This window comes from Peteryoungia ipomoeae, from assembly GCF_004912165.1.
GTDB lineage: Bacteria > Pseudomonadota > Alphaproteobacteria > Rhizobiales > Rhizobiaceae > Allorhizobium > Allorhizobium ipomoeae.
Map to the genome: position 1 here is coordinate 15,700 of NZ_STGV01000005.1, position 13,548 is coordinate 29,247.

At 62.3% G+C, this 13,548-nt stretch carries 12 protein-coding genes; 7 read left to right on the forward strand and 5 right to left on the reverse strand.

The window, feature by feature from the left end; all coding sequences use genetic code 11:
• Positions 1 to 19: 19 nt before the first annotated feature.
• Positions 20 to 928, reverse strand: coding sequence for a cation diffusion facilitator family transporter (locus tag FAA97_RS14810; protein WP_136599345.1), 909 nt, complete (start codon positions 926 to 928; stop codon positions 20 to 22).
• A 185-nt stretch (positions 929 to 1,113) separates the two neighbouring features.
• Between FAA97_RS14810 and FAA97_RS14815 the strand changes: the two genes are divergently transcribed.
• The 4 genes from FAA97_RS14815 to FAA97_RS14830 all read left to right on the forward strand — a co-directional run bounded on the left by FAA97_RS14815 (position 1,114) and on the right by FAA97_RS14830 (position 2,291).
• Positions 1,114 to 1,398: a type II toxin-antitoxin system RelE/ParE family toxin gene (locus FAA97_RS14815; protein WP_136599685.1), complete on the forward strand. Its 285-nt coding sequence runs from the start codon at positions 1,114 to 1,116 to the stop codon at positions 1,396 to 1,398.
• Positions 1,370 to 1,684, forward strand: coding sequence for a HigA family addiction module antitoxin (locus FAA97_RS14820; protein ID WP_136599346.1), 315 nt, complete (start codon positions 1,370 to 1,372; stop codon positions 1,682 to 1,684). The genes FAA97_RS14815 and FAA97_RS14820 overlap by 29 nt, the downstream gene beginning before the upstream one ends.
• 62 nt (positions 1,685 to 1,746) lie before the next feature.
• The gene (locus FAA97_RS14825; protein ID WP_136599347.1) at positions 1,747 to 1,998 is read left to right on the forward strand and encodes a type II toxin-antitoxin system ParD family antitoxin; all 252 of its coding nucleotides are present in this window, start codon (positions 1,747 to 1,749) and stop codon (positions 1,996 to 1,998) included.
• A 2-nt stretch (positions 1,999 to 2,000) separates the two neighbouring features.
• A complete protein-coding gene (locus tag FAA97_RS14830) occupies positions 2,001 to 2,291 on the forward strand; it encodes a type II toxin-antitoxin system RelE/ParE family toxin (RefSeq protein WP_136599348.1) in 291 nt (96 codons plus the stop codon).
• Between the two features lie 67 nt (positions 2,292 to 2,358).
• Here FAA97_RS14830 and FAA97_RS14835 read toward each other — a convergent pair whose 3' ends face one another.
• On the reverse strand, positions 2,359 to 4,542 hold the full coding sequence (locus FAA97_RS14835; RefSeq protein ID WP_136599349.1) for an anthranilate synthase: 2,184 nt from the start codon (positions 4,540 to 4,542) through the stop codon (positions 2,359 to 2,361).
• A 287-nt stretch (positions 4,543 to 4,829) separates the two neighbouring features.
• Between FAA97_RS14835 and FAA97_RS14840 the strand changes: the two genes are divergently transcribed.
• Positions 4,830 to 5,828, forward strand: coding sequence for an extensin-like domain-containing protein (locus FAA97_RS14840; protein WP_136599350.1), 999 nt, complete (start codon positions 4,830 to 4,832; stop codon positions 5,826 to 5,828).
• Positions 5,829 to 5,855: 27 nt separating this feature from the next.
• Here the strand turns inward: FAA97_RS14840 and FAA97_RS14845 are convergent, their stop codons facing one another.
• Entirely contained in the window at positions 5,856 to 6,224 is a 369-nt protein-coding gene (locus tag FAA97_RS14845; RefSeq protein ID WP_136599351.1) for a TIGR03067 domain-containing protein, read from the reverse strand.
• 46 nt (positions 6,225 to 6,270) lie between these two features.
• On the reverse strand, positions 6,271 to 7,938 hold the full coding sequence (locus tag FAA97_RS14850; RefSeq protein WP_136599352.1) for a formate--tetrahydrofolate ligase: 1,668 nt from the start codon (positions 7,936 to 7,938) through the stop codon (positions 6,271 to 6,273).
• Between the two features lie 201 nt (positions 7,939 to 8,139).
• Between FAA97_RS14850 and FAA97_RS14855 the strand changes: the two genes are divergently transcribed.
• Together FAA97_RS14855 and FAA97_RS14860 are read left to right on the forward strand one after the other, a co-directional pair.
• On the forward strand, positions 8,140 to 9,693 hold the full coding sequence (locus tag FAA97_RS14855) for a DUF2235 domain-containing protein (protein WP_136599353.1): 1,554 nt from the start codon (positions 8,140 to 8,142) through the stop codon (positions 9,691 to 9,693).
• Between the two features lie 93 nt (positions 9,694 to 9,786).
• The gene (locus tag FAA97_RS14860; protein ID WP_136599354.1) at positions 9,787 to 10,308 is read left to right on the forward strand and encodes a TIGR00645 family protein; all 522 of its coding nucleotides are present in this window, start codon (positions 9,787 to 9,789) and stop codon (positions 10,306 to 10,308) included.
• Positions 10,309 to 10,425: 117 nt separating this feature from the next.
• On the opposite strand, the gene putA is transcribed toward FAA97_RS14860, so the two are convergent.
• Positions 10,426 to 13,545, reverse strand: a complete 3,120-nt coding sequence (putA, locus tag FAA97_RS14865; protein ID WP_136599355.1) for a bifunctional proline dehydrogenase/L-glutamate gamma-semialdehyde dehydrogenase PutA — start codon at positions 13,543 to 13,545, stop codon at positions 10,426 to 10,428.
• Between the last annotated feature and the right edge of the window lie 3 nt (positions 13,546 to 13,548).

A 13,548-nucleotide genomic window follows, 5' to 3' on the forward strand; every position in this document is an offset into this window, starting at 1 on the left:
CGCTTCGGCTGGAAATGCTCTAACGCCCGAGTTCGACGCCGGCGCCATGCGCCATTTCGTCTTCGGGCTCGACATGAATGGTGACGCGGGTACCCGGCACGGCCTTGTGGACCGCCATTTCCAGCCGGTCGCAGATGACATGCGCGTCGCGCACCGTCATTGCCTCGGGCACGACAAGATCGAAGGCGACGAAGGTGGCAGCCCCGGCGCGGCGCGAGCGCAGGTAGTGCACACCAAGCGAACCTTGTGAATTTTCCTTGATTGCGGCACGGATCGCCTCGGCCTCCTCCGGCGACACCGCGACATCCATCAGCCCTGCCACCGACTGCGCGATCACCTTCCAGCCCTGCCAGATGATGTTGAGCGCCACGAGAATGGCAAGCACCGGATCGAGGATGGCATACCCCGTGGCGAGCACGAGAACGAGACCGATTAGAACGCCGATCGAGGTGACGACATCGGACATGATGTGCTGACCATCGGCGGAAAGTGCCGGCGAACGGTGACTACGGCCGACACGGATCAGCAAGGTTGCCCAGACGGCATTGATGACGCCCGCAATCGCGTTGATCGCCAAGCCCAGATACGGCGCATCCGGCAGCGTCGGCGCCTGCAGCGCCGGGATCGCCTCGCGAATAATGAGGAGCGCGGCCACCACAATCAGCACACCTTCGAGAACGGCCGAGAGATATTCCGCTTTGTGGTGACCGTAAGGATGATCGTCATCGGCCGGTTTCTGCGCATAGCGGATGACGAAATAGGCGATGAAGGCGGCAATCACATTGACGGTGGATTCAAGCCCGTCGGACAAAAGCGCCACGGACCCCGTGACCCACCAGGCAAGAAGCTTCAGGCCCATTACCCCGAAGGCCAGAGGAATGCCCCAGAAGGCCAGCCTTTGCACCAGATTGTCTTGGTTCGCCACCATGGCCTTGATCCCTGCAGATGCGAGTGAATTGCAGACGCAATCCCGAAAACGACAAAACCGCCCGGCAAAGCGGGCGGTTCGGTTGGATGGCAGCGTAATGCCGCAGGGTTGAGGAAAGGTCAAGGCGGGAGGTGGGATGGAAAGTGGACAGTTGCCAGCTATAACGCACTGCGTTATAAATGAACATGATCCAAAGTTTCGCAGAAGGTGAAACCGAGCGCATCTTGTCCGGCCAGCGAAGCCGAAAGCTTCCGCCGGACATACAAGGCGTCGCGTTGAGAAAACTGCGCTTGATGAACAGTGCGCGAAACCTCAACGACCTGCGGGTGCCGCCGGGGAACCGACTGGAAGCGTTGAAGGGCAACCGGCTTGGACAACACAGCATCCGAATCAATGACCAATGGCGCATTTGCTTCACCTGGAATGAAGGAGGACCAACCGATGTCGAGATCGTCGACCACCATGACTGACCTGCTCCCCAACCCGCATCCGGGAGACATCCTGCTGGAGGATTTCCTGAAGCCCATGGGATTGAGCCAGAATGCTTTGGCACGCGCGGTAAACGTCCCGCCCCGCAGGATCAATGAGATCGTGCTGGGCAAGCGATCTCTGACGGCGGACACCGATCTGCGTCTATCACGCTACTTCGGCGTTTCCGAAGGTTTTTTCCTCGGGCTGCAGGCGGATTACGACCTCATGCAGAGGCGGCGCGAGATCGGAGCGGAGTTGCAGCGAATTGAGCCGAGGGCCGCTTGATGCCCCCTTGCTGCAATGCCTCCCGTTAGAGATACTTTCCGCGTTGAAGATTGGAGACCCCAATGCCGGGCATCACCATCGCACTTCCGGACGATCTGAAAGACTGGATCGACGAGAAAACCCAGAGCGGCGAATTCTCTGATTCCGGCGCCTATGTCTCGGATCTGATCCGCCGGGACCGGGAGCGGTCCGAAAAAATCGCAGCGATGCAATCTGCCGTGGATGCAGGCCTGGCAAGCGGCGTGGGCGATCGCACGGCAGAAGATCTGTTCGAGACGGCAAGGCGCCGGGTACAAACGGCCCGTGGCGCGTGAAGATGCGCTATCGGCTGTCTCGAAAAGCGGAAGCCGACATCATCGACATTGCCGAAACCGGCATCCGCAACTGGGGCCTTCGACAGGCGCGAACATATCACGACGGGCTTTTTGAACTCTTCGAGCTGATCGCATCCACACCGGAAATGGCAAGGGAGCGAGACGAGCTCATTCCTCCCATGCGCGTCCAGCGGTTCAGGGCGCATCTGATTGTCTATCGGATCGAAGACAACGAAGTCCTTATCGTCCGCATTCGCCACAGCCGGGAAGATTGGCAGTCAGCCTCTAGATGACAGTCATATAGCGTGGTTCAGGTGCCCCCAATGCAATCGGGGCGCCGAAGCGCCCCGCTCTGTTGGCTCACGCCGCCTTCACCTTCTTCCGCTTTGCCAGCTTCTCCACCACGTTCTCGATCATCCGCATGCCGGCGTCGCCGCCGAGCGTCATGATCGATTCCGGGTGGAACTGGACGGCGGCGACCGGTTCCTTCGTGTGCTCGATGCCCATGATCGTGCCGTCCTCGCTTTCGGCCGTGATGATGAAGTCACGGTGAAGCGTCGAGGGATCGGCAAAGATCGAATGGTAGCGGCCAACGGTGACTTCGTGGCCGAGGCCATCAAAGACGAGACCCGGCTCGAGCACGCGGATGCGCGACGGCTTGCCATGCATGGGAACGGCGAGCTGGCGCAACTCCCCGCCATAGGATTCGGCCAGCGCCTGAAGGCCAAGGCAGACGCCGAAGATCGGCAGCTCGCGGGCGCGCGCCTTCTTGATCGTCGCCTTGCAGTCGAAATCGGTCGGCGAGCCCGGACCGGGCGAGAGCACGACGAGATCGGGGTTGAGACGATCGAAGATCTCTTCCGGCACCGGCGTGCGCACCGTGTTCACGGTCGCCCCCGTCTGGCGGAAGTAATTGGCGAGCGTATGGACAAAACTATCCTCGTGGTCGACGAGCAGGATGTTGACGCCCTGCCCCACGCTTGCCACGCCGCGCTTGGATTTCGGATCGGACTTGGCGTCGCGGATGGCTGCAATCATGGCGGATGCCTTCAGTTCGGTTTCGGCCTCTTCCTCATGCGGATCGCTGTCGTTGAGCAGCGTCGCACCGGCACGCACTTCAGCAATACCATCCTTGATGCGCACTGTGCGCAACGTCAGCCCCGTATTCATGTCGCCATTGAAGCCGACCATGCCGATCGCGCCGCCATACCAGGCGCGCGGGCTCTTCTCATGCTTCTCGATGAAACGCATGGCCCAGAGCTTTGGCGCACCGGTCACCGTGACGGCCCAGGCGTGAGAGAGGAAGCCGTCAAAGGCGTCCATGCCGTCGCGCAGGCGGCCTTCGATGTGGTCCACGGTGTGGATGAGGCGCGAATACATCTCGATCTGGCGGCGGCCGATGACCTTGACCGAGCCCGGCTCGCAGACGCGGGACTTGTCGTTTCGGTCGACATCCGAGCACATGGTGAGCTCGCTCTCGTCCTTCTTGGAGTTGAGCAGCTTCAGGATCTGGGCGGAATCCTCGATCGGATCCGCGCCGCGCCGGATCGTGCCGGAGATCGGGCAGGTCTCGATGCGGCGACCATTCACCCGCACGAACATCTCCGGCGAGGCGCCGACGAGATATTCCTGATGGCCGAGATTGATGAAGAAGGAATAAGGCGACGGATTGATGTCCTTCAGTCGCTTGGAAATCTGCGACGGCTTGGAATCGCAGCGTTCCATGAATTTTTGCCCCGGAACCACCTCGAACAGGTCGCCCTTGCGGAAGCTTTCCTTCGCCTTGACAACGAGTTCGGCATATTCGCCCGGCCGGTGATCGCCACGCGGCGGGATCGTATCGACATGCTGGAAAGGCTCCGGCGCGATCTCTTCCGCCTGGCCGATTGTCGTCACGTCACCCTTGGTGAAGTCGTAACGATCGATCCAGGCCTTGGCCGAATAGTGGTCGACGACAAGGATCTCGTCCGGCAGAAACAGCACCATGTCGCGCTGGTCGTCCGGCCGGGTGAGCTTGAGCTCGATGGCATCAAACTGGAAGGCCAGATCGTAGCCGAAGGCGCCGAACAGGCCGATGGCGGAATCTTCTTCCGAATAGAACAATGCAGTGATCGCACGCAGAACCGTGAAGACGGTCGGCATCTTCGAGCGTTCTTCCTCGGTGAACACGCGCGACGGCAGCTTGACGTCGAGATCAAGCCGGGTGGCAGTGCGGGCGCCGAGCGCCAGATCCTCGACGCCGGCCAGCGCCTCGGCAATCATGGTCAACAAGGCCTCGCCGCGACCGTTATAGGCCTCGATCCAGACCTTGCGGCCAAAGGAGGAAATGCCGAGCGGCGGATCGACGATGGCCGTGTCCCAGCGGGTGTAGCGGCCGGGATATTCGTAATTGGAGGAAAACACCGCGCCGCGCCGCTCGTCGAGCTTGTCGACATAGGTCGAGATCGCATCGGCATAGGAGGTCGGCCGCCGCTTGCGCGTGACGGTCACGCCGCCGCGCGTCTGATAGGCTTCCGAGCCGTCTTCCTGCAAAATCGTCGACATGTCTGTCCTTCTCCATTCATGAGGCCCGCCTGATGAGCAGGCCTTGAATACAAAAAAGCCGCCTCAGGAAAGTTTCCGGGCGGCTTTGGGGTCAATCCTATCAAGACATGACTGGTCAAGGCCGCGTTAGCGTGCCCACCACCAAGCAAAGGTCTTCGATACGATCTTCATGGACGAATGCATAACGCGACGGCCCCGCCTTAGCAAGGGCGTTTTGCGGACCGACAAGCGGGAAACCTTTCGCGTGTTCGCGCTTTTTACCTCCGGGCTGGGGATAGGGAGACGAGATGACAAAGACGATAGTCCCTGCCCTGATCGGATTGGCTCTGGTTTGGCCCCTGGCAACCGGCGTGACGCTGCCGAACCGCGGACCAAAGCCTGCCAAGCGGCCGGAGATCACAGCACCCGCTGCTCCGGCAAATCCGCAAGCGGATGCTGCCGCTGACGAAACAGAGGCCGCCCCGCCGGCGAGCGTGCCGAAGCCGGACCCGAAGCCTGCAACACCACCCGAAGACGTGGCGAAGCCCAAGCCGGCGCCCGAGGACCCAAAGACTGAGACGTCGCCTAAGTCGGAGGCGCCCGCAGGCTCGTCGCAAGAGGATGGGCCATCGCCGAAACAGGGTGCCGATACGTCCGCGCAGGACAAGGACGTCGACAGGGAAAACACAGAGGACGACAAGGCGGAGGAAAAGGCGGAACCCATCAATCCGCCACCGCCCGCCGAGGATCCACAGGAGCTGGCGGCCTGCCTTGCCGAACTGAAGGCCATTGGCGCAAGCTTCGAAGTCAAACCGGTGATCGACGATGCCGGCGGTTGCGGCATGGCAAGCCCGGTCATTCTCAAAAAGCCCATGCCGGATGTGGCGCTTGAGCCGGAGGCAACACTCCGATGCGAGACCGCGCTGCAGCTGTCGCGGATGACGCGCGACATGATCGGTCCGGCGGCAGCGATCGCCTTTCCCGACAAGCCGAAGCTCAGCGCCATCCTGCAGGCATCAGGCTATGTCTGCCGCAACCGTAATAGCGCGGAGACCGGCAAGGTTTCCGAACACGCCTATGGCAATGCCATCGATATCGCCGGCCTGCGGTTCGGCAAGGAGGATCAGGCCGTGATGATTGCCAAGCAGGACGACGGCACCGCCGAAGCCGCCTTCCAGCGCGCCTTCAATGCTTTTGCCTGCCTCTACTTCACGACCGTGCTCTCGCCGGGCAGCGATGCGACCCATCAGGATCACATGCATCTTGATGTGATCGAGCGAAAGAGCGGCTATAGGTATTGCCGCTAGGGGGCGCGGTCGCCGCCCTCGCCCGCCTCAGGCTCTGGAAAATCCGCGAAGGGTAACACCGGGCCCGCCGCGAAAATCGGCGGGTCTTTGCATATCCGCATCGGCGGCGGCGAAGGCAAAACTGTCGCTCGAAAGGGTGTAGATGGCCGGCAACGGCCGCCCCGCATCCGGCCCGACACTGTCGATCCAGTCGATCGCCTTGGGCGACGTCGTCTCGTCGAGCACGAAGGCCCCTTCGATCAGCGTCTCCCCGCCGGGAATGGCGACATGGAAGCGATTGCCTGAAATCGTCATGATCGCGCCGTCGGCGCCATGCGTGTCCGGCGGATCGACCACGCCATTTTCTTCAAAACGAACCTGTCGCCATCGCCCCTGAAGCGCGTCGAAATCAGTCATCAGCAATCCCGTCTATCGCCTTTAAAGCCGCTCCTGCTCCAGCGTCTCAAAACAGCCCCTCGATTGCCCCGGCCTCGTTGAGACGGATGCGCTCGGAAGAAGGTACGCGTGGCAGGCCGGGCATGGTCATGATCTCGCCGGTGATGGCGACGACGAAGCCAGCACCTGCCGAGAGACGCACTTCACGCACATGCACGCTGTGGCCTTCCGGCGCGCCGCGCAGTGTCGGATCGGTCGAAAACGAATACTGTGTCTTCGCCATGCAGACCGGAAGATTGCCATACCCCTTGGCCTCCCAGTCGGCGAGCTGGTCGCGCACTGCCTTTTCGGCCGTCACCTCGCCGGCGCGGTAAATCTCGGTGGCGACGCGCTCGATCTTGGCAAACAGCGGCATTGCGTCAGGATAGAGCGGGCGGAAATCCGAAGGTTTGTCCGCCATGCGAACCACGGCTTCGGCAAGATCCGTGATGCCGGCGGAGCCTTCGGCCCAGTGGCGACAAACATGAACCTCGGAGCCGAGGCCGGCGGCCACCGCCCGGATCGCCTCGATTTCGGCCATGCTGTCGCCGGTGAAGTGGTTGATCGCGACGATCGCCGGGACGCCGAATTTGGCGAGGTTTTCGAGATGCCGGGCAAGGTTGACCGAGCCGCGCTTCACTGCCTCGACATTTTCCGCGCCAAGATCGTCCTTGGCGACGCCGCCGTTCATCTTGAGCGCGCGGACTGTGGCGACCAGCACCACCGCTGCCGGGGAAAGACCGGCCTTGCGGCATTTGATGTCGAAGAATTTTTCCGCTCCGAGATCGGCGCCGAAGCCTGCTTCGGTCACGACATAGTCGCCGAGTTTCAGCGCCGTCTTCGTCGCGATCACCGAATTGCAGCCATGCGCGATATTGGCGAAGGGACCGCCATGCACGAAGGCGGGATTGTTCTCCAGCGTCTGCACGAGGTTCGGCTGCAGCGCCTCCTTGAGCAGCACGGCCATGGCGCCATCCGCCTTCAGGTCACGGGCGAAGACGGGGCTCTTGTCGCGCCGGTAACCCACGATGATCGCGCCGAGGCGGCGCTCCAGATCGTCGAGATCCGTGGCAAGGCAGAGGATCGCCATGATCTCGGAGGCAACCGTGATGTCGAAACCGGCTTCACGCGGAAATCCGTTGGACGGGCCACCGAGCGAGGTGACAATGCCGCGCAGTGCCCGGTCGTTCATGTCCATGACCCGGCGCCAGGTGATGCGCCGCGTATCGAGATCCAGCGCATTGCCCCAGTAGACGTGATTGTCGATCAGGGCTGACAAGAGATTGTGCGCAGACGTGATGGCGTGAAAGTCGCCGGTGAAGTGGAGATTGATCTCCTCCATCGGCACCACCTGGGCATAACCGCCGCCAGCAGCCCCGCCCTTGACCCCGAAACAGGGGCCAAGCGACGGTTCGCGCACGCAGATCACGGCGCGCTTGCCGATCCGGTTCAGCCCGTCGCCGAGGCCGACGGTTGTCGTGGTCTTGCCCTCGCCTGCTGGCGTCGGGTTGATGGCCGTGACGAGAATGAGCTTGCCGTCGGGACGATCGGCGAGGCTATCGATGAAGGCAGAGGAGACCTTGGCCTTGTCATGGCCGAAAGGAATGAGGCTTTCTGCGGGAATTCCGAGCCGAGAGCCGATGTCCTGAATGGGGCGTTTCTGCGCCGCGCGGGCGATCTCGATATCGGAGGTCATGTCGTTCCTGCTTCAGATTATGTCGCGTGACCATCGTTTGCCGCTGCTTCCGAGGCAAGAGGGACAGCGGCCTTTTCCACGGCGGGGCGCGCCTTGGTGGCATGAGCCCGTCCCGCATTGCACTTTCTGCGGATCTTGGCATCATTCTGCAACGCAAGGCGGCAGGCCACATCATCAACCCAAGGCAGCGTGGAGGCAGGCATGAAGACGATCGTGATCTGTGCCGATGGCACCTGGAATACGCCTGACATGAGCGACAACGGCATCCCGTCGCCGACCAATGTCTGGAAATTCTTCCATGCCGTCGCCGAACGCGAAGCCTCCGGCATCAAACAGGAGAAATACTACCACCCCGGCGTCGGCACCGACGGCGGCAAGCTGCGACGGCTGATCGGCGGCGGCACGGGAAAGGGCCTCGATCAGAACATCAAGAGCGCATATCGCTGGCTTGCAGGCACCTATGCGGCCGGCGACCGGATCTTCCTTATCGGCTTCAGCCGGGGTGCCTATACGGTGCGGAGCCTTGGCGGCATGATATCGAAATGCGGCCTGGCCGATCTGCCCTTTGGCAACCATCCAAAGCAGGCTTGGGCGGCGGTTGATCGCATCTTCGATGCTTACCGTGCCGACGGCCCAAGCTCCGTTGCGGCCGCAGCCGACCTGCCCTTCCACAATGCGGAAGCCGGTACCCTGCCGGCCAAATCGACACGGATCCGCTTCATCGGCGTCTGGGATACGGTGGGCGCGCTCGGTATTCCCGACGATCTCGCCTTTCTCAACCTGCTCGACAATCCCGACAAGCACCGTTTCCACGACACGGAAATCAGCACGGTGGTGGACATCGCCCGCCACGCGGTGGCAATCGACGAATGGCGCCAGAGTTTTCTGCCGACACTGTGGCAACCCAACCCCGACATCGACATGCAGCAGGTCTGGTTTCCCGGCGTGCATGGCAATATCGGCGGCGGTTATGCGAGAACCGGGCTCTCGGATGGCGCGCTCGAATGGATGGTGGGCGAAGCGCAGAAGGCAGGCCTTGGCTTCAATCCCGATACGATTGCACAGATCAGGCCAGATCCGCGCGACATGCTGCATGACAGCCTGAAGGGTGTGTTCAAATCCTTGAAGACCCGTCCCCGCGCCGTGCCGCGCTTGAGCAATGCCCATCCCGATCCCGCCATTCATGCCTCTGCGCTGGAACGCCAGAAAGATCCGCCGATCACCGCTGGCAGCTATTGGCCGCATCGCCCGCTTCCCGCGACCGTCGACGTGTTTGCCCGCGAACTGTGGAACGCGACCGGCATCTATCTGGAAAAGGGCCAGCGCTACCGGCTGGAGGCGCAAGGCGAATGGAAGGACGCCGAAATCACGGCGGGGCCGGCAGGCACCGGCGACGGAAAATTCCAGCCGCGGGAGTTCCTTCACCTGGCCGGCACGGCCATGGGCAAGCTGGAATCGCTGACCCGCAGGCTGATGAAAAACGAACAGCTGGATTTCTGGCTGACAAAACGGGTGGAGGATGCCGCCTGGTTCGCGTTGATCGGCGTGATCGCCAACAATCATCCACCGCCGAAACGCAAGAATGATGAGCGGATCGTCGACCGCCTGCCGCACGAGGTTTTTGTCATCGGCACCGGCCTCGACATCACGCCGCAGGCAAGCGGCTATCTCTACTGCTTCGCCAACGATGCCTGGCAGACCTATGGCAACAACCGCGGCAACCTACGTCTATCGGTCACTCCGCTCACCGTCTGATCCAGCAAGTCGCACGACATCGGGCATTGCATCTTGTTCTTGTCATCGTCAGCCATTATCTGGCCCGAGCGTTGCCCCTGCATGAGGATTGCCATGAAATCTCTGGAACTGCTGATCGAAAAAATCATCCTGTCGAGCCGTTGGATCCTCGTGGTCTTCTACCTGGGGCTCGTCGCGGCGCTTGCCGTCTACGCTTTGTCTTTCGGCTACAAGTTCCTGAAGATCGCGCAGAATGTCTTCGTCTATGAAGACTTCGAGATGATCCTTGCCATGCTGGCCCTCATCGATGCGGCCTTGGTCGCCAGCCTGATCGTCATGGTGATGATTTCCGGTTACGAGAATTTCGTCAGCCGCTTCGACGAGGCAGACGATCAGGTCTCCTTCCTCGGCAAGCTCGATTCCGGCAGCCTGAAGATCAAGGTCGCCTCCTCGATTGTCGCGATCTCCTCGATCCACTTGCTTCAGGTTTTCCTGAATGCCAATCACTATACCGACAGCAAGCTGATGTGGCTGACGCTCATCCACCTCGCTTTCGTCGTCTCAGCGGTCATGCTCGGCTATCTCGAAGTGATGATGAACGGCAAGAAGAAGACGGGCGACGCCGACAAGATCTAGAGGACTGCCAGCCGAAGCGCACTTGCTCGGGCGTCGGACAATGCGGTCAAATCAAGAGCCCCAGCTGCCTACAGTATGAAAACCCGCCCGCTGAGGCGGGTTTTCCGTTCCTGGCGTTCACCCCTCGCCGATCGCAATCAGGCTGGCATTGCCGCCGGCAGCAGCCGTGTTGACCGAGATCACCTGCTCCAGCGCAAAGCGGCTGAGATAGGCAGGTCCGCCCGCCTTGAACCCCGTGCCGGACATGCCCGAGCCACCGAAGGGCTGGGTGCCGACGACAGCGCCGATCATGTTGCGGTTGACGTAGATATTGCCGGTGTCGAGCGCGTCTGTGACCTTGCGGATCGTCGCCTCGATGCGGCTGTGCACGCCAAGCGTCAGGCCGTAACCGGTGGCCGAGATCGACGCGATGACCTGATCGAGCTGATGCGCCTTCCAGCGCACGACGTGCAGGACCGGACCGAAGATTTCCCGCGTCAGTGCCTCGGCGCGATCGAGCTCGATGATGTGCGGCGCGAAGAAGTTACCCGTGGCCGGAACGGAACCGGCATAGCGAACCTTCTGCGTGCGGCTCATCGCAGCGACGTGATCCGACAGCATCGCCTTTTGCCGCTCGTCGATGACCGGGCCGATATCGCTGGTGACCTCGAGCGGGTTGCCGAGATTGAGTTCGCGCGCCGCCCCTTCGATCATCTCCAGCATGCCGTCTGCGATATCTTCCTGCAGATAAAGGATGCGCAGAGCCGAGCAGCGCTGGCCGGCCGAGCGGAAGGCCGACATCACGACGTCGTCCGCCACCTGTTCCGCAAGCGCCGTCGCATCGACGATCATCGCGTTCATCCCGCCGGTTTCGGCAATCAGCGGCACGATCGGGCCGTTCTTGGCGGCCAGCGTCCGGTTGATGGCCTGCGCCGTTGCCGTCGAGCCGGTAAAGGCAAGGCCGGCGAGCTGCGGATGGGCGGCGATCGCTGCCCCGATATCGCCGGCACCGGGCAGCAGCATCAGCACGTCTTCCGGCACGCCCGCCTTGTGGAACAGCTTCACCGCCTCAAAGGCAATCAGCGGCGTCTGCGGCGCGGGCTTGGCGATGACGGCATTGCCGGCAACGAGGGCTGCCGAAACCTGTCCGAGGAAGATGGCGAGCGGGAAGTTCCAGGGCGAGATGCAGGCAAAGACGCCGCGTCCGCGCCAGGAGAGGCGGTTGAGCTCACCCGTCGGACCGGGCATCACCTCTGCTTCGCCGAACTGCTTGCGGGCCTGCACGGCATAGTAGCGGCAGAAATCCACCGCTTCGCGGATCTCGGCCATGCCGTCGTCCAGCGTCTTGCCGGCTTCGAGCGCAAGCAAGGCGAGCAGACGCTCGCGATCCGCTTCCAGAAGGTCGGCGAGTTTTTCGAGCGCTGCGGCGCGGGTGTCCACCGGCAGCCGCGACCAGCGCGCAAAGCCTTGGCGACCGGCGGCAAAGGCACGGTCGACATCAGCGGGTGCCGCATTGCGAACCGTGCCGACCTTACGCGCGCGATCCGAGGGCGAAGTGATCGCCTCCTCGCTCGTGGCTCCGGCAGCGCCGGGCACCAGCGGCCGTGCGGCAATTTCCGCAACCGGCTGGGCAAGGCGCGCCATCAGGCGATCAAGCGTTTCGCGATGGCCGAATTCGAGGCCCGCGCTGTTCTTGCGGTCGCCGTAGAGACCGAGCGGCAGCGGGATCTGGCTGTGGCGGGCACTTACGCCCTGCCCCAGACCGAGCTTTGCGGCGGGGCGCTCCAGCAGAGATGCGATCGGGATATTCTTGTCGCCGGCAACCGCGACGAAGGAGGAATTCGCGCCGTTTTCGAGCAGGCGGCGAACGAGATAGGCGAGAAGATCCCGGTAGCCGCCAACCGGTGCATAGATGCGGCAAGCGATGCGGTCATTGCCGGAGAGAAGATTGTTGTAGAGCGCCTCGCCCATGCCATGCAGGCGCTGGAATTCGAAGCCGGTGCGATCGGCCCCGGCAAGCTCGAGGATCGTCGCAACCGTCAGCGCATTGTGCGTGGCAAACTGCGGGAAGATGCGGGCCCGCTTGTCGAGAAGCTTCGCCGCGCAATGCTGGTAGGCAAGGTCGGTCGCCGGCTTGCGGGTCCAGACCGGGTAATCGTCAAGACCGCGCTCCTGCGCCCGCTTTACTTCGGTGTCCCAATAGGCGCCCTTGACCAGACGCACCATCATGCGACGGCCATGCTGACGGCAGAGATCGTCAATGTAGTCGATGACCTGCGGCGCGCGCTTCTGATAGGCCTGGATCGCGAGCCCAAAACCGTCCCAGCCGGAGAGCGAGGGATCGGCGAAGACGGCGGCAATCACGTCGAGCGACAGTTCCAGCCGGTCAGCCTCCTCGGCATCGACGGTGAAGTTAAGCTGATGCGCTTTGGCCATCTGCGCGAGCGACAGAAGGTCCGGCACGAGTTCGCGCATCACGCGGTCGCGGTGGGTAGCGAGATAATGCGGATGCAGCGCCGAGAGCTTCACCGAAATGCCCATGCGGTTCGGCAGCTGCTGGCTCTTGCCATGCTTGGCCATGAAGGCGCCGATGGCCTCGATGGCGCTGGCATAAGACTTGAAGTAGCGCTTGGCATCGGCAGCCGTCCGAGCGCCCTCGCCCAGCATATCGAAGGAATGGCGGTAGCCCTTTTCCTCGCTCTTGGCAGCGCGGGACAAAGCGTCCTTGATGGTTTCACCGAGCACGAAGTGATGACCGAGGAAGCGCATGGCCTGCTTGGTCGCAGACCGCACCGTCGGCAGGCCGAGCCGCTTGACGAGGCCACGCATGACACCCTCTGGCGTTTCACCGGGGCGGATGACGCGGGCGGAAAGGCCGAGCGCCCAGGCCGAGGCCGAGACGAACCAGCTTTCGCCCTGCGCCTCGTGTTCGCTCCAGCCGCCCTCTTTCAGCTTGTCCTCGATTAGCCGATCCTGGGTCAGCGCGTCCGGCACGCGCAAAAGCGCCTCCGCGAGCACCATCAGCGCCAGACCTTCGCGGGTCGACAGGCCGTATTCGCGTAGGAAATCCTCGACGCCGCCAATTGAGCCCGACCCATCGCGGATCGCCTCGATGAATGTCGTCGCACGCCGATCGATCGCGGCATTCTGACTGTCCGTCAACGCCATCCTGGCAGAAAACTGCCGGATCAACGTGTCATCATCGCCGGCAAAGGGAGCATCGAATTGCGGAAAATCGGTCATGGCAGCCTTGATCATTGT

Excerpts from the sequence above, each read along its gene's own strand:
- FAA97_RS14835 (WP_136599349.1), bottom strand. The coding sequence starts at position 4,542 with ATGTCGACGATTTTGCAGGAAGACGGCTCGGAAGCCTATCAGACGCGC.
- FAA97_RS14825 (WP_136599347.1), top strand. The coding sequence starts at position 1,747 with ATGCCGGGCATCACCATCGCACTTCCGGACGATCTGAAAGACTGGATC.
- FAA97_RS14815 (WP_136599685.1), top strand. The coding sequence starts at position 1,114 with ATGATCCAAAGTTTCGCAGAAGGTGAAACCGAGCGCATCTTGTCCGGC.
- FAA97_RS14855 (WP_136599353.1), top strand. The coding sequence starts at position 8,140 with ATGAAGACGATCGTGATCTGTGCCGATGGCACCTGGAATACGCCTGAC.
- FAA97_RS14845 (WP_136599351.1), bottom strand. The coding sequence starts at position 6,224 with ATGACTGATTTCGACGCGCTTCAGGGGCGATGGCGACAGGTTCGTTTT.
- FAA97_RS14860 (WP_136599354.1), top strand. The coding sequence starts at position 9,787 with ATGAAATCTCTGGAACTGCTGATCGAAAAAATCATCCTGTCGAGCCGT.
- FAA97_RS14810 (WP_136599345.1), bottom strand. The coding sequence starts at position 928 with ATGGTGGCGAACCAAGACAATCTGGTGCAAAGGCTGGCCTTCTGGGGC.
- putA (WP_136599355.1), bottom strand. The coding sequence starts at position 13,545 with ATGATCAAGGCTGCCATGACCGATTTTCCGCAATTCGATGCTCCCTTT.
- FAA97_RS14830 (WP_136599348.1), top strand. The coding sequence starts at position 2,001 with ATGCGCTATCGGCTGTCTCGAAAAGCGGAAGCCGACATCATCGACATT.
- FAA97_RS14840 (WP_136599350.1), top strand. The coding sequence starts at position 4,830 with ATGACAAAGACGATAGTCCCTGCCCTGATCGGATTGGCTCTGGTTTGG.
- FAA97_RS14850 (WP_136599352.1), bottom strand. The coding sequence starts at position 7,938 with ATGACCTCCGATATCGAGATCGCCCGCGCGGCGCAGAAACGCCCCATT.
- FAA97_RS14820 (WP_136599346.1), top strand. The coding sequence starts at position 1,370 with ATGTCGAGATCGTCGACCACCATGACTGACCTGCTCCCCAACCCGCAT.